Genomic DNA, 22,399 nt, shown 5'->3' on the forward strand with positions numbered 1-22,399 from the left:
CCTCACTTGATCGACAAGTCGATGTCGAGCTTCTTGCGGGCTAGCTGGTTCTTCCTGGCGAAAGCGAAGGCCCAGAGCCCGAGGACGACGCACGCTGTCGATACGTGCGTGACGAGCTCAAAGACATAGAACGCTTCGGGCCCTGCATGTAGTTCCAGCGGGTATGCGAGGGTGCGTCCGATGGAGAGGGCGAAGCCGATGAAAATCAGCCTGGAGGCGAGTCGCCCGAAGCGCAGGGGATTACTGCGGCTGTCGCGGAAGAGCGGCGACAGGAGGGGCCCGAGGATGTATGCGGTGTAAGCGAGGACGATCCATTGGTTCACCTCTACTGCCGGCTGGTCTGCGTAGGCCACCAGGCGGGGCGATGCCTCTGGCGTGTCTGCTGCGATGAGGGTGATGAAGACGCCAAGTGCGGCAATACCGAGCGCCACGGCGCCACGAAGGCCGACGATCCACCCGAGGGCTGTCTCGGAGTTGTAGGCAATGGCGAGGTGCACGCCGAGGAATGCCACTGCGGTCATTGCGCAGACTTTGGCGATGAAGTCGGTCCCGTTGGAGATGGGGACGATGGCTTCAAGCATTGCGTAGATGCCCGGCAGGGAGACGACGTAGGCGGTGGTCAGCAGGATCCCCATGAGGGCGAGTCGTCCGCTGGGCCGAAGTAGCGCCCTGGCTCCTTCCGGTGTCGTTTTGGAAGTCAGACGGTGGAACGTCAGACCACCGAGCAGGATCAGCATGAGGCTGACCGATATGACGTAGACGCTGTCGTTCATCCGATCAGATCCGTCAGTTTCTCCGCGTATTCAAGGGCTTCCTTGCGCTGCCGGAGGCGGCGCTGGAGGAGGTTCAGTCGTTGCTGGATGAGCTCGACCAAATCCTCGTTCTTCATCACCATCAAGGCTGTCTCCCGGACGTCCTCGGGCCAGTCGCCCTCTTCCATGGTGATGAGTCCGACGACGACAAGCCCCGCGACCATTGACGTCCCGCTGACCCGGGCAGCAGTGACCGCCTGGATGGGGGTGAGCTTGTTCTCCGAGAGCTGGGTGAACAGATAGGTGATCGCCGTTCCCGTCTTCTCGGCCACATCGTGCCGGACGTCCCCGGTATCGATGGCGTCGATCCACGCGCGATGAGAACCATCGTGGGGAAAGTCGATCTTGACCTTGTCGTTTCGTGGGAACAGGTCTTCGTGAAAGCGGTGCTGCAGCTCGACCATAAGGTCCGCGTGATGAACCTGGCTCAGGACTTCTGCCGCTGTCGGAGAGCGTGGCCGGCTGTCGAGGTCTTGATACTCCTTGAAGTCTGCCAGTGCCGCGATGGGATCAATGCCGACGCCTCGGGCCACACCGACGACGGTCGATTCCGGGACGTTGCCGCGCCGGATCTGGTTGCCCACAGTGACGCGATGCAATCCGGTCAGGCGGCCCAGCTCGCTCGCTGATGTGGTGATGCCGCGTCGTTCGAGCCATTGCTTGAAGTCAGAACCAGAAACAGCCACGGCACCTCCTTCAAGAGATCGCTAGATGGGCACGGCACACACGTGTAGTTGTGATGTCAGAATCTAAGCTATTCTAAGAACTAAGGAATTGGCATCAGCCCTCATCCTTACCGTCTCAAATTTTACCGGTCACGACCTAACCAGTCCGTGCCCATTACACCGGGGGAGGTAGTTGTGGACGAAGACGAGAAGCGTGGAGCGTCACCGCTACTGGCCCTGGTGATCCTTGTACCTCTGCTGGCGGGCCTGCCCGTCGTGGGCATCGCGGGAGCGGCGATCCTGACGCAGACCGAGGAAAAGCCTGCTGCGTGCATCATCTCTGCAGTTGGTGAGACAACCGGGGGCCTCACTTCATCGCCGGCCATCCCGAACGGTTGGGGCGATCTGGTCGACGCCGCCGCGAAGACCGCGGGCCTGCCTGTGAGCGTGGTTGCCGCACAGTTGAAGCAGGAATCAGGCTGGAACGAAGGCGCTCGGAGCCCCGTCGGCGCGCAGGGCGTGGCTCAGTTCATGCCCGGCACTTGGGCCATGTACGGGGAGGGCGGGGACCCGTTCTCAGCCGAGGACGCCATCCCTGCCTACGGACGCTACATGGCTGCCCTGAAAGAGCAGGTACAGCCACTGGCCGGGGATGACGCCGACCTTTTGGTGCGCCTGACCCTCGCGGCCTACAACGCCGGCCCTGGAGCCGTGCAGGCAGCCAAGGGCATCCCGGCGTTCACCGAGACCGAGCAGTACGTCGAGAAGATCCTGGCCACAGGCCAGGGCGAGTTCTCCGCCGGGTGCACAGCACCGGCGGGGACGGTCGCGTGGAACGGCGACCTCGGCGACGGCGAGTGGACCAACCCGCTCCCGGGAGGTGCGTTCACCTCCGGCTACGGGCACCGCAATCTTCCGGGCCTGCCCGCCTGGGCGCAGGACCACGTCGGCCTGGATCTGTCCTCTCCGGGCGCCGGCAGCGGCAACGGCGGACCGGTCATTGCCCCGACTGATCTACGGATCACCGGTTTCAACGACAAAGACGGCTGCGTGATCGCCAAGGAGGACGGCGACGACCCTGATTTCGGGTTCGCGTTCTGCCACCTCAACGCCTACAGCGTGGCCGTGGGGGACAGGTTGAAGCGCGGCGACGTCGTCGGCACGGAGGGTAACAAGGCCGGCCTCGGGCTGGTGGCAACGCACCTGCACTTCGAGATCTACAAGCCGGAAGCACCGGCGGTCGCCTACCCGTATCAGGGCTGGAATCTGGACCCGGAGCCGATTCTGAAAGAGAAAGGAGCGTGGGTGCGATGACCCGTCGCTCACACACCAACCTGTACCGGGCCGCCGCACTGGCGGTCTCGGTGATTGCTCTGACCAGCTGCGCCGCTGACGCGCCCGCATCGGAGGACGTAGCTCCGATTTCGGCTCCAACCACCGTCTACGAGGGTTCCTACACCTCACTCCCCGCCGAGGAAATCTTGGGCAACAACACGTTCGCATCCCCGGAGGATGCCCACCGTTCCGACGTCGACTCGACCGCTCGGGTCGCAGCTTTCATGTTGCATTCGTGGGACACGACGGTAGATCGCACCGAAACGGCGGCCGCGGCGCGCGCCATTCCGCTGATGAGTGAGGAGTGGGCGGCGAACCAGGTCGAACCTGAGCGCAACGCCAGCAACGGTGAATGGTTGGAACCATCCGAACACAGCGCCTACAGCGTTCCCCGTACCGTTCCGGCGATCGGCGACGCCGCGCAGGACGTCGCCCCGGACAAGGCCATTCGGGTCCTCGACGTGACCTGGCGGTGGGTAGCCCGCGACGAAAGCCCGCTGGAGAGCGGTGGTCACCGGCAGGTGACCGTCTACCTCGAGAAGACGGACGACCGGTGGGACGTCGTCGGGCACCAGACCCGCGACATGACCGCCTCGATGACGGGGGAGGGCAAGTGACTCCGACCGTGCATTCCTGGCCCGTCATCCGCCTCACGATCGGGGAAGGCGAAATCGTCGCGGACGCGAACGGCGACGTACTGACCTACCCGGTGCTCGATGACACGTCCGCAGCCGACATGGCCGCCGACGCAGCAGCGGAAGCATGCCGCCGTCTGGGCCTGGCCGCGTGCCGGGTGCAGGGACTCACCGAGGACGGCGAAGTATACGAGATGGTCGTCGACGCCGAGCTGGGCACCCTCGAGGAACGCGAAGACACCACCTCCACCGGCACTACCGGCGGCACCGGTACGGGCACTGCGCGTACCGGATCGAAGACTGCACGCCGCCGCACTCCTGCACGCCGAAAGGCTGTGCTGTGGGGGAGCGCGGGCGTCCTGGCGGTCACAGTCGGGTTCAGCGCCTTCTTCACGCTGCAGGACAGCACGGCCGAGCCGGTGGCGATGGTCTACACGCCGCCTCCCGCGCAGCTGCCGGTCCCGGCTCCTGCCGGGTGGGATACCTACGGGGACTGGACGACACCGATGACCGGCTCGACCGTTCAGGCGATCCTTGATCCCTCGGGACAGCCGGTGAGCGTGGACGGTTCGAAGCTGATCGGCCATGACCCTCGGACGGGTGTGGAGCGGTGGACGCGCACCGCGCCGTTCACGGTCGCGCAGCTGGCTATGTTCACCCTCGATGGGCAGTCCAGGGTCGCGGCCGCAGCGGCCCGCGAGCTGGTGCTGTTCGGCGACGGGGCGGACCCGATCCGCGTCGATGTCCCCAAGGACGGAACGATCGTCCTGGATGGCGGTACGGCTCCTCGGGTGGACCTGCCGAATAAGCGGACCCTGATCGTCGCGGCCGATGGCAGTACGGCGGCGCGGGTGGTCCCGGCGGCCGCGGAACCCATCGAAGCCCTTGGAGATGACCTGGTAACAGCGGACACGCGCTCCGGACGGATCTGGCGCGTGACGCAGGGTTCGGCAGCCCTGCCCGCACCCGCGACGCTGCCTGCACCGTCGGCAGGGGCGGAACTGGTCACGGTCCTCGGATCGGTGAACGGAACGGTCGTTGCGGCATGGAAGACCGACGACACCACCACCATCGGCTTCTATGCCCTTGGAGATGCCGCCGATGCGACGGAAGCGACGCAGGTCGGCATCGTCGACGTCGAAGGAACCGACGTCGCCACCTCCGGTATCCAGGTGGACCGGGACAACGGCCTACTGATGGCCGGCACGGTCCTGGTCGACGTCGATGCGAAGCAGGCCCACCGCCTGCCCGGCGCGGGAAAGCTGGCAGCCGGGTACGCCTGGGTCACCACCAGCACCGAGCAGCTGCGGATCAACGCGCAGGGCGTCACCGAAACCACGACCGACGCCGCCCGGGCAGCGATCCCCGACGTCGTCACCGACGACGGCAAGGCAATGACCCGGGCCGAAGGATCCTCCACCGGCCTGCTGTATGCGCTGACACAGGTCGCACCCCGACCCACAGCAACACCCACCCCGACTTCTACTCCGAGCCCCACCTCGACTGTTTCCCCGAAGGAGAACCCCTGATGAGAATGACTGCTGTCATCGACCCGGCTGGCACCCTCGAGCTTGACCTGGGAGGCGAGAAAACCACCGCCCCCTACCCCTCGGTCATGGACGCCCGCCGCTCCGTCATGAGCACCGCGACCGACCTCGCGGCCGAGACGAGCACCGCAACCAAACTGCACATCGAGGACCCGTCCGGCTCCCGCACGATCCTCGTTCAGACCGACGGCGCCGTCATCGAGCAGGACACCGACAGTGACCCGACGGAAAGCGAGCCAGCACAGCCCGCCGAAGCGATCGAACCTGCGGCGTCCCCGATGACGTCGAAAGTGCCGACTGCGCCGATGGCCGCGGTCAAAGCAGCAGCACCCGTTGCCGCTCCCACTCCCACTCCCACTCCCACTCCAGCTGAGGCTCCGGCAGTTCCTGAGGCAACCGCATCGGAAGCTATCGCTTCACCGGCAGCGGAGCCGACCGTGGAGCCGCTGCCAACACGCAGGGCGGCGATGCCCTCGTTCGTCGACAGGCCTGACGCCGACTCACCAGCACAGGTCGGCGTCCGTGGTCTGCTGAATCAGTTTGGGATGAAACTTGCCCCGTCAGCCGCCGAGCTGGAGCAGCGCCGGGACGAGAAGACCGTCTCCCAGCACTGGGCCGGTCCCCGCACGATCACGGTCCTGAATCCCAAGGGCGGGGCGGGTAAGACGCCGACGGTGATCTGCCTGTCAGCTGTGTTCGCCCGCCTCGGCGGCTCCGGTGTTCTGGCGTGGGACAACAACAACTCGCTGGGCTCGCTGGGATGGCGGACCTTCGACGCCGGCCATGAGGCGACTGTGGTCGACCTCCTCGAGCAGACGGACTACTTCATGACCGCCGGCGCACGCGCCGGTGATCTGGCGTCCTACGTTCATCACCAGCCCTCAGACCAGTACGACGTGCTGCGCTCCGATGACCGGTCGGGCGCGAAGAAGCGGCACGAGGTGACCGGTGACGAGGTCCACCGCCTCTACTCGGTGGCCGCAAAGTACTACCGGCTGATCCTCATGGACTCGGGCAACACCGAGCGCGGAGACAACTGGGAGGCGATGATCGGGCACTCGGACCAGGTCGTCATCCCGGTCAAGTCCGTCGACGACGCCGCCGAAGGCGCGTCCCGGGTCCTCAGCGCCTTGCGGGCAGGCGACGACCACGCGCAGTCGCTGGCAGACCGCGCCGTGGTAATCGTCCTGGGCTGCACCCCATCCCACAGTCTGTCGAAGCTAAACGAGCTCGCTGAGTCCTTCCGCCCCTTCGTGAAGTCGGTCGTCACGGTGCCCTACGATCCATCACTGATCGAGGGCAGGATCCGGTTCTCCTCGATGCTCCCGCAGACCCGCCGCGCCTGGCTCCGGGCCGCCGCGCAGATCGCGGAGGGACTATGACTGTGACCCCGCAGCGCAATCCCTTCGTCAACGAGCCGGAGGTAAAGCCGCAGGAAGACCCGATCGACGACGACCCGATTCTCGGGCAGCGCGAATCGCTGAGGGGACCCCGGAACATTCAGCAGACCCTCGCCGCGGAGCCTGTCGAGGAAGCCGAACCCGCGGCCCCCGTAGCGGTGACCAGCGCGACCCTGTGGCTGGTTGGTGCCTCAGGCGGCGTTGGCACCAGCACCCTCGCGGGCCTGTGCTCCGAGAACATCGTCGACGAATCCGAGCGGCGTCCGACCTACGCCGGCCGGGCCCTGCTGGTGTGTTCCACCAGTGCGTCCTCGCTCGAGGCCGCGCAGCAGCTGGCGCGTAAGTCCGCATCCGGGCAGGTGCCCTATGAGCTGGTCGGCCTGGTGATCGTCCATGACAGGCCCAAGAACCGGCTGACGAAGCCGACCCTGAACTTCGCGCGCGGGGTTGCGCGGATGTTCCCGGTCGCCATGACGGCACCGTATGAACCCTCGTGGCGCGAGGTTGGCGTCACCCCACAAGCTTCCGGGACACGGCTGAAGAGCGTGCTCCGGAAAATCGAAAAGATCGCCCGCTCCGGGCACTGAGAAAGGGAACTCCCATGTTCGGAAACACTCTGGCAGCACACACCCTGACCACCATCAACGCACTCACCCCAGCCCGTGAAGGATCGCTCTCGGCCCAGACCTTCACCCCGACGCAGCCTCCCGGCACGGAGAGCCTGACACAGGTCATCGGTTGGATCCTATGGGGTGCGGGACTTGTCTTGTTCGTGTTCTTCATCTTCGGCCTCGTCTCCGCCGGCAGGAACCGACGGCAGGGCAACGAGATCGAGGCACCCATCTGGCCCATGGTCGCCGCCTGCCTGCTGGGCGCTTCGGGGGCCGTGTGGACTGCAATCACCTGAGCAACACCAGCTACCCACCTGATCGAGAGAAGGACAGACGATGAGCACACAGGACACCACCCCGGAACCGAAGGCCCGCCCAAAGTGGTTCGGCGCTGCCGTGATGCTGCTGGCCCTGGTGCTGGTCGGCCTCCTCGCATGGGGTCTGCGGGTATTCCTCTTCCTCAGCAATGACAAGCCGGCAGCAGAACCAACCACCGCTGCAACGCAGACAGCACCATCGTCCGCCCCGGCGTCCGCGTCCGCGTCCGCGACAGCAGCACCCGTCGAGGACGCGGACGCCGCGTGGGGCTGCCAGGCGGACCTCAACAACGACGACGCATCTGTAGCTGACAGCGCCCCCGCGATCGAGGAATGGGTGGCGGGCGGCTACAACGTCATCCCGTTCTCGGAGTTCGGCGGATGCCAGAAGCAGCCCTCCGGACTGAGGGTCGGATACGCGCACAACGAGCCAGGGGCGCTCATGGCAGCTGCAACGTACTCTGTGGCGCTGGACCCCTCCGTCAGTGAGGAAGCAGCTGAAAACGTCGAGGTTGCTATCGCAGAGGGGCCCAACCGCGATCGGTTGGCGGAGAAAGCAAAGCGAATCCGAGACGGTTTGGAGCAGGGAACTGATGGGTCCGCTTCATCGTCAGCGACGCTGATCGGTTACATGCGGGACTTCTACTCGGAGGACGCCGCCTCCTACCGACTGATCTACGAGCTGCCTTCCGCCAGCGGAGGGACGAGCAAAGTGTCCGTGCAGGCTGACGTGGTGTGGGAGGACGGCGACTGGAAGCTCGATCCGGCTTCAGGTACCGAGCTGATGACGTCTGATCAATACCAGGGCCAGCCCTACATCGAGTGGGGACCAAAGAGCTGATGGAAACGATCAAGGATCTTGCCGGCGTCGTCGCGGGTAGTGCGATTGAGAAGCTGATCCAGTTCCTTGCGGGCTGGGTGGTGCAGGTGTTGACGGAAATGATCAATTTCGTCGGTACGTGGTGGTTGAAGATCGGCGCACCGGATATGGGCGCAGGGTCCGCGACTGACCGTATCCAGCAGTCGACGCTGATTTTCGTTGGTATGGCCGGGGTGATCGGGACAGCGTTCGCGCTCATCAAGCTCGCCCGTGACCAGGACCGCGCCTCGACCGAAAACCTGGTCATGGGCATGGTCCGCACCATCCTGACGACCGCTGTGGCGGTGCCGATGGTAGGCCTGCTGTTCGGCGTGACCGACGTCGTCGCGCCGTGGCTAGTGAGGACCATCTCGGGGTCCGCGCAGGAAGACGGGCTTGGAACCGCGATGGGCTTGGAAGCTCTGACGGGAACCATGATGACCATGCAGCTCGCCGGGATCATCCTGTTCGTCGCGCCACTGGCCCTGCTGGGCGCGATCATCAACGCGGTCATCGTCATCTTCTCCTACGGTGCGGCGATCGCACTGTGCGGGATCCTACCGATCTTCGCTGCCGCATCGCAGACCGAGCGGGGCCGGAAGTCCTTCGATAAGGCTGTGGGCTGGTTGGCGGCCGTCGTCCTCTTCAAACCCGCCGCAGCAATCCTGTATGGGGCAGGACTGGCTCTCCTGAAAGGCATCAACGGCACCGCGGACAACGAGCTCGGGAACACCACGATCGGCCTGATCACCGGCCTCGTGATCATCTGCAGCGCTTGCGTTGCGATGCCGGCCCTCGCTAAGGTCCTGGTCCCGGCCGTCAGTGCAGGACCGCAGGGCATGGGAGCCTCCGGCCTGGCGATGGTCGGCGGCGCCGTCGCACTCGGAGCGATCACCGGCGGCGTTGGTGCGGCCGCTGGCGCAGCAGCTGCCGGTGGTGGCGGAAGCACCGCAGCAATCACTGGTGGCGGGGTCGCGGCGACGGCCAGGGAAGCGGCCGCAACGGGTGGAGGCGCTGCAGCAACGGGCGCGGCCACTGCGGCCGAAACTTCTGCAACCGCCGGTACAGGGGCAGCAGAGGCAGTTGGAGGATCTAGCAGCAGTGCCATCCCAGCAGGTGGAGGCGGAAGCGGCGCAGCCGGCGCGGCGACGCCTGGTGGTGCAGGGAGCACCGGCGGCGGAACCGGTGGAACCGGACCAGCCGGGGCAGAGCAGAGGCCAGAACAGCCACCCACGCCGGCATGGGACGCAGGTGGCGGGGCATCCGGAGGAACAGGTGGGGGCCCCAACGAGGGTTCTGGTGGTCCTTCGGGCGCAGAGCAACGCCCGGAACGATCCGGGGCAGAGACGTCACCGGTCATTGATGCCGGTGCTGGTGCAGGCGATTCTGGCAGCGGCGCCGGTGGCGCTGGCGTAAACAGCGGGTCCGGTTCAAACGGACCAACGGGCGCACAGCCTCAGGCGGAGCGGACCGGTGCACCTACAGAATCGCCGATGGAAGCACCATCCGGCACCGGTAACGGAGGCTCGTCAGCTGGAGGACCAAGCGGGGCAGAGCCCGCAGCATCAGGTGACAAGCCCCCAACGGAAGCTCCTGGGGCCGCACCCGCGACCTCTCCGACAGCTGAGGGTTTCCGAGCTGGCGCGCCGTCCGGGGCGGACAAGTCGGCCCAGAACCAGCAACGCATCGAGTACGCGCTACGGGAAGCAGCAGGGGACATGGAACGCGCAGTAGAAAGTGGCGATGACAGTTGAGCACTGAACAGACAATCGTCCGGCAGTACGGCAACATCGCAGAAGACCGCACGGCGGGTCTGATGGGGTTCTCGATGGCCTCGACCGTCGTCCTGGGCGCGGGCGCAATCGGGGTGTTCATCGCGATCATGGCCTCGCAGATTTGGGTGGCCGTCGGCATCGCCCTGATTGCGTTCATCGCCGCCACCATCCTCGGCTCGAAGGACCGTCACGGTCGGTCCAAACCTGAGCGGTGGCTGGCCCGCAGCATGCACGCCAAGGCCAAAAAAGCCGGGAAGACCGTCTACAAGTCCGGGCCGGTCTCGCAGATCCCGGACGGTTCGTTCCGTGCTCCCGGCCTGTTGGCCGCGACCGAGCTGATCGACTTTCAGGACCTGTTCGGCAACGAGGGTGTCATGCTGTGGCACCCGAAACTAAGGACAGGAACCGTCTTCTTCTCCACCAACTCCGCCGGCCTGGGCCTACTGGATCAGGACCGCGTGAATCGGCTCGTCGGCTCGTGGGCCGCGTTCCAGCGCGACGCCGGTTCCAACGCACGGGTCGAGCAGATTTCCGTGACGACGCAGTCCACGACCGATCCGGGTGAACGCCTGCCGGACGCTATCGCGGTGGCACGGCAGCAGGCCGGATCCCACGAGGTACCCGCCTTCGCTCGTCAGGTGATGGATGACGTGGTGAACAACCTCAACCTCGACGTGCCCAAGCTCGAGCAGTGGGTGGCGCTAACGTTCAGCGGCAAGGCCAACGACGGCGACAGGGCACCGGAACGCTCCGCTGAGGAGCTGGTGGCCGATGTGAAGTCACTCCTGCAGGGATTCAAGGAAGAACTCGAAGACGTCGGCGCCGGCAGCGTGTCCCTCATGCGGGCCGCTGACCTCACCGACCAGACCTATGTCGCGTTCAACCCGCACGCCGCGGCCGCCGTCGAACGCGCCCGCCTCTCCGGCGACGGAACCGGCCTGGGCTGGCACGAAGTCGGCCCCTCCGCCGCCCGGACCATCGGATACCCGGGCCGGTACGACCACGCCGGGGTGACGAGCAAGTCGTGGCAGATGTTCCGGCCGCCGGCCGGGACGTTCCGCGAGAACGCCCTGGTGGCCCTGCTGGGCCCCGATGCGAGCATGCTGCAGAAGCGTGTCACCGTGTTCTACCGTCCTCAGCCGCCGGAGAAGTCCGCGCAGCAGGTCGCGCAGGCGCTCACCAATGCGCAGTTCGCCACGAACCAGAAGGGTCGCCGTCCGACCAGCTCGCAGATCATCGCCCTCGAGAAGGCACGTAAGGCCGAGCGGGAGCAAGCAGAAGGGGCCGCGCTGGTGCGCTTCGCCATCGGTGTCACCGCAACGGTCGAGAGCCCGGAGCAGCTGCAGGCGGTGGAAGCGAAGATCATGCGCAATGCGGCGACCGGCATCCAGATCCGCATGCGGTCCTGCGACTACAACGACGACGCCGCGTTCTCCTTCAACCTTGGGCTCGGCCTCGTGCCAGAGCACCTGGCCACCATTTCCTCCGACGTCAGGAAGGCCCTCTGATGTCCGCCTTTGATCAACTCATCGACAAGGTCATGAACCGGTTCCTGGGCCGCTCCGAAGCGGCAGCCGCAGTTACCGCCGCATCGTTTCCGCAGCTCACGGAGAAGGGCATGCGGGTCCGCGAGGGCGGCATGGTGACGTGGGTGGAACCGCCACCGGAGTTCACAGCCACGTCGAACCAGACCGCCGGCCTGTGGCCATTCTGCGTCGGCACCTCCTCGCCGCTGGTCGGTGCGGTCCTGGGCCGGAACCTGCTCAACAGCTCTGTGGTGTGCGGGGATCCGATCAGCTTGTTCCTGCACGGCATCATTTCCTCGCCGTCCGGGTTCATCCTGGGCTTGAACGGGCGGGGGAAGTCCTCGGTCGCCGTCCGCATGGCGTTGGCGCTGATCGATCAGGGGTTCCTGATCCTCGTGGCGGGGGACCTCAAACCGGACTTCGCCGGCGTGGTGCTGGAGACCGATGGGCAGGTCGTGCAGGTCGCCCCCGGTGTCGGGGCGATCAACCCACTCGATGCCGGTCCGCTGTGGCGGGAGCTCGAACGGCTTCCGGCCCCGATGCAGCGCCAGATGCGCGCCGAGATCCATAGTCGGCGCCTGATGACCCTGACCGGGCTCATCGAACTGGTGTTCAAGGAACCGCTGGATGCGAAGAAGCAGGAGCAGACGGTGCTGTCCATGGCGATCGCCATGGCCGCCGAAAAGGCAGAAGGCGAGGACCGGCAGCCGCTGGTCGGCGACGTCGTCGCCGCCATCAAGTCCGCGCCACCGCAGATCCGGTCGGCGCTGCTCATCGAGGAGTCCACGGAGTACCTGCCGCAGGTCAAGAATCTCCTGGCGGGTCTGAACGCCCTCGGCGAGCATGGACCGTTCGGGGACGTGTTCTGCCAGCAGACCACGAAGGAAATGAAGATCGACACGTCCGTGGACTTCGACATTTCCCTGATCGACGAGTCCCAGCTGACGCTCCGCGCCGCGGTGCAGACGGTGTGCTGGTCCTACGGGCAGGCCGGCACCTCGGCCGCAAAAACCCTCGCCGATGCCGGGCTCATGGAGGAACGCCACCACCTGATGATCATGGACGAGCTGTGGCAGTCCCTGCGCGCCAGTGAGCTGCTGGTGCACCAGATCGACTCCATCACCCGACTGAACCGGACCAAGGGCCTGGGCCAGCTGATGATCACGCACTCGATGAAGGACCTGCAGCTGTCCACGGACGAGCTGACGAAGATCGCCACCGGCTTCGTGGAACGCTCATCCGTGAAGATCCTCGGTGGGCTGGCGCAGAACGAAATGGACCTGCTGGAAACGGTCTTCCCCGTCTCCGAACGCGAGAAGGCGATGCTGGTCGGCTGGTCGGCCGAAGGGTCGATGAACCCCAACACCAATCAGGTATCGCCTCCTCCGGGGCGTGGCCGGTTCATGCTGAAAACCGGGTCCGAACCCGGTGTGCCGTTCCGGGTGAACCTCACCGCCGGCGAACTCGCAGCCCACAACACCAACCAGGCGTGGGCAGCCGCCCAAGCGAAAGTAACCCGATGACGGTGAACCGATGAAGACCGAGGAGAACGGCCCAGTCATTGCGTTCTCGTTTCTGGTCCTGGTCGCATTCGTCGCGGTCGCCCTGATTCATCTCGGGGATGCCTTCACGCCGGTTCCCACCGACCTGTCATGGAACCCGATCACATTGGCGATTGGTCTTGCCACGGGGGATCCGTGGCCGGCGGCCGCGAGCTGGTTGCTCGGCGCCGAAGCGGTCGTGGTCATCGCGGTCTTTGCCTGGTGGAGCACCCGCCCGGTCTCGAGGACCGCCGAGGCGTCCCGACGGATGAGCCCGGGCGGCAGGATGCGCCCGGCGATGCTCGAGGCCCGCCTCACCGAAGCCGCCCGCCTCCACCCGACCGCGGAAGGTATCGGCCCGGGCCTGACGATCGGGTACGCCGGCGACGCCGGCACCAAGGCTGTCATCCAGGGCTGGCGAGAGTGCTCGACCCACGTGTGGGGGACCGGGCGCGGCAAGACCACCACCCAGGTCGTCCGGCACGCGCTAGAGGCTCCCGGTGCGTACATCATGACCAGCAACAAGGTCGACGGCGTCGCCGAAGTCCTCGCCGCCCGCTCCGACACCGGAACGGTCTGGCTGTTCGACCCACAGCGGATCGGGCGTGACAGCGTTTGGCCGGCCATGATCTTCAACCCCCTCACGATCGTCACCGACACCGTCAGCGCCGGCGAGGTCGCCTCGATCTTCGAGACCTCGTCCGCACCGAATGCCGGTCAGGGCAATGGGGATGCCCAGTTCGACTCGCAGGGACGCGACTTCCTTGCTTGGTGCCTCCTCGCGGCCGCTAAGAACAACGGGACGATGCGGGACGTCCTGCGGTGGGTCTCCTCGGCCGACTTCATGGAGCCCGCCGAGCTCCTCGAAGCCGCCGGACACGTGGGCCCCGCGTCGGCGTTGAAGGGCATGAACGCCCAGCCCGAGGACACCCGCGGATCCGTGGCAGCCAGTGCGCAACGCATGGCCTCCGCCCTCGTCCACGACGAGCTCGTGGCATGGTCGACACCCACCCCCGGCGTGCCGGTCTTCGACCCGGCCCGGTTCGTGACCAGCAGGGACACCCTGATACTGCTGTCGCAGGACGCGGCCGGCTCCGGCACCGCCTTCGTATCCACGCTGGTCTACGCGGTGTTCATCGCCGCCCAGCATGCTGCTCGGCGAGCTGGTGGTCGTCTGCCGGTGCCCCTGGTCGCGGATCTGGATGAGGTCGGGAACGTGGTGAAGCTCAAGCAACTGCCCGAGTGGTATTCGTTCTTCGGGTCCATGGGCATCGTCGTCAGCGCGTACTTCCAGACCCGTGGGCAGGGCATGGCCATGCTCGAGCGCACCGGGTGGGACACCCTCTGGTCAGCGGCCGCAATCAAGGTCTACGGCGGCGGATCCGACGACACCGCGTTCCTCGAAACCCTGTCCAAGACCATCGGACAGTACGACGCGAAAGTCCGCACCTCTTCCACCTCGAGGAACGGATCCTCCCGGTCCGTGCAAACCCAGCGGCGGGACATCATGTCCGTCGCCCAGCTCTCCGAACTCCCGGCCAACAGGGCATGGGTGAAGACTTCCACCGGAGGCGGAACCATCGTCCGCACCGTGCCCTGGTTCCGCGACAAGGCCATCAACGCCCGCATCGGCCCCACGGTCGAACGCATCAAGTTTTCTAACGCAGGTAACCTCTCATGACGGACCCCTTGGACGATGCCGCAACTGCCACTGGACCTAACGGTCACGACGACGAGGCGGAAGACTTCGTCTTTACCCCTGAGGAGTTGGTGGACTGGGTGGAAGGTCTGGCCGCGATGCTCGAATCAGTGGACCGATCCCAGAACCAGTACTGGTGCTCCCAGTGGTGGAACCACCCCGAAGCCGTCGACAGACTCCGGGGACTGTACGAGCAGTGGCTGGAAGCACAAGCCAGCGGTGGGATGTCGTCGTGGTGGATCGACCACTTCGACCGCCACGCAACTGTCCTTTTCTCCAAGCGAGGCCCGTTTGGAGAATGCGGGACGACACACGTCGATAAGACTGCTCGACGGTTCCTTGCTGCTGAACAGCCCCCTATCGGCTGGTACTGGTAACTCCGAACAAGGACTCCGACGACACCTATCTGCCTGACAGTGGCCACCCTCGGGGATCACTGATAGGTCAACGGCTTCGAGCTTTGACTTTCGGGCTCCACCCTCTCCGCCTTCGCAGCCCACGTTATCGGGCCCGCCCGGTGATCGCCCTCTCGTCAGAGTGCGATGCACGCCGGTGTTGGTGGCACGCCCGGCGGTCCAGCGCCTTCCCGGGGTGGGTCTCAGGAAGATGTCCGCTGCCTGGCGTGCTGCGCTTCGCCGCAACGGAAGGATGCTTCCCGCACAATGACCACCCCTCTTCTGGCAGTTGGCGCTCTGCCGGGCGAGGGGCTTCACGCGGTCTGCTCCTCTGTCCCGCTCCACAGCGTCAATCGGCTGCGCCGACGGTGCCGGTGATAAACCTCTACGGCGCTCCTTCGTCGCCTATTTTCTCCAAAGTTTTTCACCGGTACCGCCCTGCGGGTTGAACCCTGCTCCGTCGGGAACAAGCGAGCGAGCTCGCCAGCAGGCAAAAACCTCGGGGGAGAGGTCAACTGCCAGCCCGCCGCAGGCCCCGCCCATCACACCGAAGGAGCGTCCTTGAATTGCCGAGCCAGGCGACGCCTGATCTCGTTGTTCACCGTTTTTGTGTGGGGATGTGGGTGCACCAGGTACGCCCCAGGTTCTTCACCGCAGCAGCCTCGGCGAGGTCATCCCTAGGGGCACACTGCAATCGCTCCAGGACCACAATGCGGGCCTTCGGGGCTGGTGTCATCGCGAGATCCACCCGCTGACACTGCGTTCCGGCCTGTACTGAAGACGATAGTAGCGAGGGGCTGAATGGATTTCTAAGCTGGTCGGTTTACGGGGCATGGTTGCGTTTGCTCGACCGATCAGTCCCGGTGTGCGGTCCTCGGGTATGGTCGGCGCTGTGATGAACGAGAGCACGTGGGGAAGCCGTACCCCTACGGTCCGGTTCTTTCCAGGCTTCCCTCTGCCGGTGACTGACTACGGCGAGCTCCTTGGCCTCCTTGAAGCCAACGCCGAGCCCGGCCAACCGATCGTGATCGCACACTCCCGTGGAGCTTTGGACGCACTAGCCTCGGACATACCTCCAAAAGTGCCGATCTTTCTGCTTGCACCGAGCGTGCCGAGACGTCGGCGGGGAACACGGTTGCTGAAAGGTTCCCTCTTCCTGGTGGCAGCCATACCGGTGGTGCGGGTTGTGCTCTCGCGGCGTCTGAGGAAGGAAACCTACCGTCGATACAGCGCCGAGGCACCCCCGGGTCAACCACTGGATCTTGGGGCTGTTGCGCGTCGACTACGGGCGGACACTTCCGCCGGCATAGGTCGAGGGTCGAGGACCGTGGTGCTCGTGCTCTCGGAAGAAGATGCTCGCTACGAGGACCAGCTTCTCCTCGCGCGACGGCTTGATGCCACGGTCCTTCACCAGCCCGGTGGCCACCTATTCCCGATCACCCAGGCGGCTTCCACCGCGTCCACGGTCCTCGCCATTTTGGCCTCTGGAATCCACCCACCGCACTCCTAAACATCGGCCCCCTGCCCTACCTGCCGCTTCCCGTGTCAGTGGCCGGGGGTTCTGCAGCGTCAGGCGGAAGTGTATTGTGCGCGCACATCGGGGTGGAAAATTTTAGGTGCTGACTGCACTGGCACTGGTCCAAACCACAACTCAACCACATCGAGGTTCCCAGGAATGGAGTGCGTTGTCCTCCACGAGCTGCATCGCGTTCCGCTGCTGATCGTCGGGGTTGTCCGGTCATTGGTTGTCCACTTTGTGACTGTTGCGGGTCCTTCAAGCGCAGCGACGGTATGTCACCGAGTCTTCAGCCGGAAGGAGGGCCGGCGCGACAATGGAGTACACGCCCGCCATCGATCCACTGATCAACACAGCTGCAAGCCTCTCATGTAGGGCGTGGTCCTCGGGGAAATGTCTGGAGTTGTGGGAGGATCACGAAGATTGCCAGAAGCGAGAGCGCCACCGCTGCCCAGGCGAGGACTGTCGGGGTCTGTGAAGTTGCAAGTAGGGCGCCGCCCACCAATCCGCCGCCGGCGACCGCGAAATTGAACACCGCCACAAACACTGACCGCGCCGCATCGGTACGCCCGAGCGCCCGGGCCGATCACTGCTGTGGGCGGGATCGTAATGAAACTATCGCGACCGCCCTTAATCTAGCGGGTAGAGGAAAAGCACAGCGCAGCCCCGAGTGGAGTGTTCATCTCACTTCGTCAACTAGTATTGACGAATGGAGGTGGAGAGGATGAGAACACTCGTTGCATCGATGGATGGAAAGGGACCGGCTGAAGCTTTGCAGATCATTGCCGAGCTTCATCGGGAAGTAGGGCGCAGTGAGGCTGGCCTTGTTCGCAATGCTCGTCTGGCGGGCCTGTCATGGGAGGCCATCGCCCAGAGTCTGGGCGTGACCAAGCAGGCCGTCCATAAGAAGTACGGCAAACGGTAACCCCCACCGTGGCCCGCGCTCGAAGCGCGGAGCTCCCCGGATGTCTGCCCTCCGGGCGCCGGCCCGAAGCTGCAGCGGCGGCGCCCGAAGGAAAGACCTCTCGTCGGCCTCGGACCTGAATCAGCGCCCATCGGTATCACCCACGAGATGCATGGTCCACCGCAGCCCACAGCTCCTGCCCTGATCATCGGCGGCGGAGCAGGCCCGAAGACGTGCCAGCGGAGTCCGTGATCGCGGCGTGCAGCGTCCCTGGTGACGTCTGGCCCGGGAGGCCGCGGGCCGTTGGGGCGCCAGAGCGAGCTGTCTCCCCGGTCGATTGGGACCCAAGACCTCCTGGCCGAGATGCACGGGCACGCGGGTCGCCTTCTGGTGCACCAATGATCTCTGTCCCTGATCTCAAGGCGGGACGGCGCTTCCCTCGGCTGTCGTTCCGAAGGATTCTCTAGGAAATGCAGGTAGAACTACATCGAGTGCGAGTCGGAGTCAACCAAAGTTGACCCTCAAGGGTGGGTCAATTATGGTTGACCCAGCGGGACCGTCAACTGTGGTTGACGCCGATCGAATGTCGGGCGGATTCCGGTATTGCACGCAGGTGCGCTTTGCACCGAGAGGGGAAATTTGCTGTGAAGACTGAATGGACCGGGGACGCTGACCTTGTGCGCACCATGGAGCGCGCGTTCCGACCACACGCGGCAGCCGTGGCGGTCATCTCTCCAGAGCGGGAGAGGACCGCGACGATCGGCGCCGGCCGCGACTCTCTCTTCGAGATTGCGTCGATTTCCAAGGCGCTCACCGGCATGGTGTATCAGGACGCGAGGGAGCGCGGACTCGTCTCGCCGACGACGGTCCTTCGCGACTTACTCCCCCTTGAAGATCATGGGCAAGTCGGTTCCGTGAGCCTCAGTTCCCTGGCCATTCACCGCTCCGGCCTACCCGGTCTGCCCCCGGGAATGCATCCGCTTCGTCGGAACCTGAGATTCCTGCTCCGGGGTGAGAACCCCTATGGTGATTCGCTGGCCGAGCTACTGGACCAGACACATGGCCTGCGCCTTGGCACCCCCCAACCCAAGTATTCGAATCTTGGTTTCCAGCTACTTGGACACGCCGTCGCCAAAGCCGCCGGAAGCACTTACGGACAACTCCTGCAGGGTGTCCTTGGACCCGGCTTCTCAACCCCCTTCCGCGCGGAGGACCTCGGCGAGGCGGACCTGACCGGATTCGGCCGCTTCGGGCGCCCCATGGCGGCGTGGGTCGGGGAAGCCGTCGCGCCCGCGGGAGGCGTCCGCGCGGACATCAGCACCATGCGCGGCTTCCTTCGTTCGGTTCTCGACGGTACGGCCCGGGGCCTCTCCGCGCTCGATCCCGTCGCCGAGTTCACCCCACGGGTCGGCATCGGCGCCGGGTGGATCACACTTGAGCACGGGGGCCGCCCGATTACCTGGCACAATGGCGCCAGTGGGGGCTTCAGCAGCTGGATTGGACTCGACCGGGAGGCCGGCACCGGCGTTGTAGTGCTCTCTGCGGTTCACAGGTCCGTCGACCGGCTGGGGTTCCGCCTCCTGACGGAATTCACTCCGACGTCGGAATCGACGAGCTGAAATCCTCCGGTGACGCCCCCTGCCTTAGGTTTCTGGTGCACCTCGGCGGCTGAAGCGGCCGAGGTACACCAGGCGGTGCCGGGCTCCAGGCCAGTTGCGGGTTATTGCCGGGCATACGGTCGTGGTTTTGAACGAAGGGCTCATCCTTGAGGAGTTGACCGGGCTCAGGTTCCATGGACGGGCCGTGGCGTTTCGCCGGGGCTCGGGTCAGCTTGCTGCACCATGGACATCGGGCAGGACCCGAGGGCGAAGCCGATGCGCACCGGCAGGGAACCCAACGTCTTGAACTTTCGGGCCCCGCGATCCTGCCAGGCGGCCCTTCCCGCTGTGTGGGTGCCCGAGCGGCGGTAGAGGACGCGGCGGGCAGGGACCGATGGACGATCCCTGTGCGGGTCCCTCAGGTCGGGCGCGGCCCCCTGGGAAATGCCCGCAACTGTGGGAAGACCGTCAGGAGTGCCAGAAACGAAAGCCCTGCGGCCGCCCAGGCGAGGGCTGCCGGGGTCTGTGAAGTGGCAAGTAGGGCGCCGCCCACCAATCCGCCGCCGGCGACCGCGAGATTGAACACCGCCACAAACACTGATTGCGCCGCATCGGTATGCTCAACGGCCCGATCCGCGAGGGCAGTCTGCAGCAGTGCCGGCGCACCACCAAAACTGAATCCCCACACGGCGATCGCGCCGGCAATCACGATGCCGGGCAGGCCCGGGGATGCCAGGCCCAGGCCCGCGATACCCATCAGGGCGAGAGCACTCAGGACGGCGGCCCGCAACGCACGATCGATGACCATCCCAGTCGCGATAATGCCCGCGAAGGATGCAACCCCAAAAACTGCAAGTCCAAAGTCCAGGCGCAACCCTGTCGGCGCGAGCATCGGGGCGATGTAGGTGTACAGGATGTTGTGTGCGAGCACCCACACCAACGCCACGGCGAGGACGGGACGGATCCCGGGAAGCGTCACCACCCGGCGCAAAGGGAACGGAGCAGCAGATGCCCGCCCGGGCACATCCGGCATCACCGCCCAAATCCAAGCCGTCAATGCCGCGGCCGCTACGGAGATTGCAATGAAGACCCCCTGCCACCCGATGACCGAGCCGGCCCAGGCGCCCAGCGGTACGCCGCAGGCCAGGGCGAATGGCTGCCCGATCCCTGCCACGGTCAGTGCGCGCCCCTGATGGGAGGACAGCACCAGACGTCGTGCGTAGCCAGGGAGGACCCCCCAGATCAACGCGGCGGCAGCTCCGGCGACGAACCGGGCAGCGAGAATTAAGGAATACCAGGGCGCTACAGCGGTAATGATGTTGAACAGCAGCAGCCCGAGCACGGCGGCCAAGAGCACCTTTTTGCGGCTTATATGCTGCGTGGCAGCGACCAGCGGGATCACCGCGATCATGGACCCGAGAGCGTAGAGGGTGACAAGCTGCCCGGCCGCCGACTCCGAAATCCCGAGCCCTGCCGCGAGTTGTGGAAGGAGACCGGCGGGGATTGTTTCAGTAAAGATCGCCAGGAACCCGGCTGCAGCCAACGCCAGCAGCGCGGCCCAGGGCAGGTGTGCGCTCTGCACGCCCCTCGTGGATCGGGTGACACTGGAAGTGCCGGTCATCGACGCGCCAGGAGCCCGCGGTGGCGTTGGACCTCGGCAAGCGCCGCCCAGTCCTGCTGTTCGTGTCCGGCCTCTATGGCATCGGTGAGCAGGCTCGAGAGCAGATCCCCGATCGGCAGGCGCAAGCCGGTAAGTCCGGCCTGGGCGCGGGCGAGGTCGACATCCTTACGGCCCAGCGCAGGTGTGAATCCCGCGGGCTCATACTTCCGATCAACAATCAACCCGCCATACCTGGTGTAGACGGGTCCAGGAGTGACGGTCGAGGTCAGGATCTCGACCAGGCGGCTGCCCTCGACCCCATCACGCTCCGCCATACTCACCGCCTCCGACAGGGTCTGAATTGCGGAAGCAATCACCAGTTGGCCCGCCACCTTGACCACGTTTGCCTGCCTCGGCTGCTCACCGACAGCCCAGATACCCGCGCTGATTGCCTCCAGCAGAGGGCGCATACGCTCCTGCACCGCGGCGTGCCCAGCGGTGACGATGTTCAACCGGCCGGCCTCAGCAACCGGAACACCACCGAACATTGGCGCCGCCAGATAACCCACGGCCCGCTGAGCGTGGGCGGTGGCTGTCTCTTCCGCCAAGTCGGGACTGATGGTCGCGAGATTTACATGCACCGAGTCCTGCTCGGCGGCATCCAGGACCCTACTGTTCAGGAACACCTCGCGGACTGCCTCGTCATCAGCCAGTACCGACATGACGACCCCCGAGGCGAACACCTCGGCCAGGTCCTGTACCGCAGTGGCTCCCAGCTCAACGAGCGGCTCCACCTTGGCTCGATCACGGTTCCACACCGCAACCTTATACCCCGCCTTCAGAAGATTCCGTGCGATAGGAGCCCCCATCGCCCCTGTGCCCACCACAGTCACATCAGCCATTTCACATCCGCTTTCTTTAGAACCGACTCAGATGGTTCCACTATGCCATAGGCCTGATGTCCTGAACCGTCTAAAATGGTTCTATGAATAGAGCGGTTGATGACGGAGCTGTGAGTAATGCGGTGGATAGGGCATCACCTCCGGCTTTCCGTCTGGATAACGAACAGCTGGCCTTTCGTTTTACCGCCACTCTCAGTGACCGCCATGGCAACCGTTTGGAACGGTTGCCCACCCCGGAACGCCTGGATGACTGGCTGAGCGCCAACGAGGTAAGGCTGACCCTGCATCGAGCCACCAACGCGCACCTCGAGGTTGCACGTGAGATACGTGAGGTTATTCACCGTGTCGGCACCGCTGTCGCCAAGAATGAAGTCCCGCGCTCTTCCGATCTGGGGCATCTCAACGAACTGTCCCGCGCCAGCCAGACCTACCCCGAACTCATTGATGGCACACTGCGCTGGGGCAGCCACGCGGATGATCCCGTCCTTGCCGCGCTCGGATTCGTCGCCTATGACGCGATCACCGTGCTTGGAGGGGACCTACGAGACCATGTGAAGGCGTGTGAGAATCCCGTCTGCGGCGGTCTGTATGTCGACACCAGCCGCGGACAGAACCGTCGCTGGTGCTCCATGAACACCTGTGGGAACCGTGCCAAGAAAGCCCGATTCCGCCACGGCGCAGCCGGTGCGTCCACGCCCCACCGGCGGCCGGCGGATGACGTCAGCAGCGCTTCCGCCACACGATAGGTGCGTTGTGCGCGGC

General features: G+C 65.2%; 20 protein-coding genes. 16 read left to right on the forward strand and 4 right to left on the reverse strand.

Going from position 1 to position 22,399, the window contains the following annotated elements; translation table 11 throughout:
• Window positions 1-2: 2 nt before the first annotated feature.
• Both CXQ92_RS16595 and CXQ92_RS17925 read right to left on the reverse strand, forming a co-directional pair.
• Window positions 3-773 (reverse strand): hypothetical protein, encoded by a 771-nt coding sequence (locus CXQ92_RS16595; protein ID WP_104168894.1) that lies wholly within the window; start codon window positions 771-773, stop codon window positions 3-5.
• The gene (locus tag CXQ92_RS17925) at window positions 770-1,498 is read right to left on the reverse strand and encodes a hypothetical protein (RefSeq protein WP_146067498.1); all 729 of its coding nucleotides are present in this window, start codon (window positions 1,496-1,498) and stop codon (window positions 770-772) included. The genes CXQ92_RS16595 and CXQ92_RS17925 overlap by 4 nt, the downstream gene beginning before the upstream one ends.
• A gap of 219 nt (window positions 1,499-1,717) precedes the next feature.
• On the opposite strand from CXQ92_RS17925, the gene CXQ92_RS16610 reads away from it, so the two are divergent.
• From CXQ92_RS16610 to CXQ92_RS16690, 15 genes are all read left to right on the forward strand, one after another.
• Window positions 1,718-2,791, forward strand: coding sequence for a transglycosylase SLT domain-containing protein (locus CXQ92_RS16610; RefSeq protein WP_258070027.1), 1,074 nt, complete (start codon window positions 1,718-1,720; stop codon window positions 2,789-2,791).
• The gene (locus CXQ92_RS16615; RefSeq protein WP_104168898.1) at window positions 2,788-3,429 is read left to right on the forward strand and encodes a hypothetical protein; all 642 of its coding nucleotides are present in this window, start codon (window positions 2,788-2,790) and stop codon (window positions 3,427-3,429) included. Before CXQ92_RS16610 ends, CXQ92_RS16615 begins: the two co-directional genes overlap by 4 nt.
• The gene (locus tag CXQ92_RS16620) at window positions 3,426-4,976 is read left to right on the forward strand and encodes a hypothetical protein (protein WP_104168899.1); all 1,551 of its coding nucleotides are present in this window, start codon (window positions 3,426-3,428) and stop codon (window positions 4,974-4,976) included. The genes CXQ92_RS16615 and CXQ92_RS16620 overlap by 4 nt, the downstream gene beginning before the upstream one ends.
• Window positions 4,976-6,376, forward strand: a complete 1,401-nt coding sequence (locus CXQ92_RS17930) for an AAA family ATPase (protein WP_146067499.1) — start codon at window positions 4,976-4,978, stop codon at window positions 6,374-6,376. The genes CXQ92_RS16620 and CXQ92_RS17930 overlap by 1 nt, the downstream gene beginning before the upstream one ends.
• Before the next feature lie 2 nt (window positions 6,377-6,378).
• Window positions 6,379-6,981, forward strand: a complete 603-nt coding sequence (locus CXQ92_RS16635; RefSeq protein ID WP_104168902.1) for a DUF6668 family protein — start codon at window positions 6,379-6,381, stop codon at window positions 6,979-6,981.
• 14 nt (window positions 6,982-6,995) lie between these two features.
• Window positions 6,996-7,301, forward strand: a complete 306-nt coding sequence (locus tag CXQ92_RS16640) for a hypothetical protein (protein WP_104168903.1) — start codon at window positions 6,996-6,998, stop codon at window positions 7,299-7,301.
• Between the two features lie 40 nt (window positions 7,302-7,341).
• A complete protein-coding gene (locus CXQ92_RS16645) occupies window positions 7,342-8,163 on the forward strand; it encodes a hypothetical protein (RefSeq protein WP_104168904.1) in 822 nt (273 codons plus the stop codon).
• Window positions 8,163-9,935 (forward strand): hypothetical protein, encoded by a 1,773-nt coding sequence (locus tag CXQ92_RS17935; protein ID WP_146067500.1) that lies wholly within the window; start codon window positions 8,163-8,165, stop codon window positions 9,933-9,935. The genes CXQ92_RS16645 and CXQ92_RS17935 overlap by 1 nt, the downstream gene beginning before the upstream one ends.
• Window positions 9,932-11,464 carry an SCO6880 family protein gene (locus tag CXQ92_RS16660; protein WP_104168907.1) on the forward strand — a complete coding sequence of 511 codons (1,533 nt, stop codon included), beginning with the start codon at window positions 9,932-9,934 and terminating at the stop codon, window positions 11,462-11,464. The genes CXQ92_RS17935 and CXQ92_RS16660 overlap by 4 nt, the downstream gene beginning before the upstream one ends.
• Entirely contained in the window at window positions 11,464-13,005 is a 1,542-nt protein-coding gene (locus CXQ92_RS16665; RefSeq protein WP_104168908.1) for an ATP/GTP-binding protein, read from the forward strand. Before CXQ92_RS16660 ends, CXQ92_RS16665 begins: the two co-directional genes overlap by 1 nt.
• A gap of 10 nt (window positions 13,006-13,015) precedes the next feature.
• Window positions 13,016-14,704, forward strand: a complete 1,689-nt coding sequence (locus tag CXQ92_RS16670) for a type IV secretory system conjugative DNA transfer family protein (RefSeq protein ID WP_104168909.1) — start codon at window positions 13,016-13,018, stop codon at window positions 14,702-14,704.
• Window positions 14,701-15,099, forward strand: coding sequence for a DUF4913 domain-containing protein (locus CXQ92_RS16675; RefSeq protein WP_104168910.1), 399 nt, complete (start codon window positions 14,701-14,703; stop codon window positions 15,097-15,099). Before CXQ92_RS16670 ends, CXQ92_RS16675 begins: the two co-directional genes overlap by 4 nt.
• Window positions 15,100-16,012: 913 nt before the next feature.
• Window positions 16,013-16,627, forward strand: a complete 615-nt coding sequence (locus tag CXQ92_RS18905; RefSeq protein WP_368784589.1) for an alpha/beta hydrolase — start codon at window positions 16,013-16,015, stop codon at window positions 16,625-16,627.
• A gap of 715 nt (window positions 16,628-17,342) precedes the next feature.
• Window positions 17,343-17,558 (forward strand): transcriptional regulator, encoded by a 216-nt coding sequence (locus CXQ92_RS16685; protein ID WP_104168912.1) that lies wholly within the window; start codon window positions 17,343-17,345, stop codon window positions 17,556-17,558.
• Between the two features lie 623 nt (window positions 17,559-18,181).
• Window positions 18,182-19,156 (forward strand): serine hydrolase, encoded by a 975-nt coding sequence (locus tag CXQ92_RS16690; RefSeq protein ID WP_258070028.1) that lies wholly within the window; start codon window positions 18,182-18,184, stop codon window positions 19,154-19,156.
• Between the two features lie 397 nt (window positions 19,157-19,553).
• On the opposite strand, the gene CXQ92_RS16695 is transcribed toward CXQ92_RS16690, so the two are convergent.
• Window positions 19,554-20,717 (reverse strand): MFS transporter, encoded by a 1,164-nt coding sequence (locus CXQ92_RS16695; protein WP_181033719.1) that lies wholly within the window; start codon window positions 20,715-20,717, stop codon window positions 19,554-19,556.
• 35 nt (window positions 20,718-20,752) lie between these two features.
• Window positions 20,753-21,637 (reverse strand): NAD(P)-dependent oxidoreductase, encoded by an 885-nt coding sequence (locus tag CXQ92_RS16700; RefSeq protein WP_104168914.1) that lies wholly within the window; start codon window positions 21,635-21,637, stop codon window positions 20,753-20,755.
• Between the two features lie 83 nt (window positions 21,638-21,720).
• Between CXQ92_RS16700 and CXQ92_RS16705 the strand changes: the two genes are divergently transcribed.
• The gene (locus tag CXQ92_RS16705) at window positions 21,721-22,383 is read left to right on the forward strand and encodes an ABATE domain-containing protein (protein ID WP_104168915.1); all 663 of its coding nucleotides are present in this window, start codon (window positions 21,721-21,723) and stop codon (window positions 22,381-22,383) included.
• Window positions 22,384-22,399 lie beyond the last annotated feature (16 nt).

This window comes from Arthrobacter sp. SX1312 (genome assembly GCF_002929295.1).
Classification (GTDB): domain Bacteria; phylum Actinomycetota; class Actinomycetes; order Actinomycetales; family Micrococcaceae; genus Arthrobacter_D.

What these genes read in the sequence shown, in the direction of transcription:
- CXQ92_RS16700 (WP_104168914.1), bottom strand. Translation starts at nt 21,637, where the DNA reads ATGGCTGATGTGACTGTGGTGGGCACAGGGGCGATGGGGGCTCCTATC.
- CXQ92_RS17935 (WP_146067500.1), top strand. Translation starts at nt 8,163, where the DNA reads ATGGAAACGATCAAGGATCTTGCCGGCGTCGTCGCGGGTAGTGCGATT.
- CXQ92_RS18905 (WP_368784589.1), top strand. Translation starts at nt 16,013, where the DNA reads ATGAACGAGAGCACGTGGGGAAGCCGTACCCCTACGGTCCGGTTCTTT.
- CXQ92_RS16705 (WP_104168915.1), top strand. Translation starts at nt 21,721, where the DNA reads ATGAATAGAGCGGTTGATGACGGAGCTGTGAGTAATGCGGTGGATAGG.
- CXQ92_RS16595 (WP_104168894.1), bottom strand. Translation starts at nt 773, where the DNA reads ATGAACGACAGCGTCTACGTCATATCGGTCAGCCTCATGCTGATCCTG.
- CXQ92_RS16670 (WP_104168909.1), top strand. Translation starts at nt 13,016, where the DNA reads ATGAAGACCGAGGAGAACGGCCCAGTCATTGCGTTCTCGTTTCTGGTC.
- CXQ92_RS16685 (WP_104168912.1), top strand. Translation starts at nt 17,343, where the DNA reads ATGGAGGTGGAGAGGATGAGAACACTCGTTGCATCGATGGATGGAAAG.
- CXQ92_RS16665 (WP_104168908.1), top strand. Translation starts at nt 11,464, where the DNA reads ATGTCCGCCTTTGATCAACTCATCGACAAGGTCATGAACCGGTTCCTG.
- CXQ92_RS16675 (WP_104168910.1), top strand. Translation starts at nt 14,701, where the DNA reads ATGACGGACCCCTTGGACGATGCCGCAACTGCCACTGGACCTAACGGT.
- CXQ92_RS17930 (WP_146067499.1), top strand. Translation starts at nt 4,976, where the DNA reads ATGAGAATGACTGCTGTCATCGACCCGGCTGGCACCCTCGAGCTTGAC.
- CXQ92_RS16645 (WP_104168904.1), top strand. Translation starts at nt 7,342, where the DNA reads ATGAGCACACAGGACACCACCCCGGAACCGAAGGCCCGCCCAAAGTGG.
- CXQ92_RS16615 (WP_104168898.1), top strand. Translation starts at nt 2,788, where the DNA reads ATGACCCGTCGCTCACACACCAACCTGTACCGGGCCGCCGCACTGGCG.
- CXQ92_RS16640 (WP_104168903.1), top strand. Translation starts at nt 6,996, where the DNA reads ATGTTCGGAAACACTCTGGCAGCACACACCCTGACCACCATCAACGCA.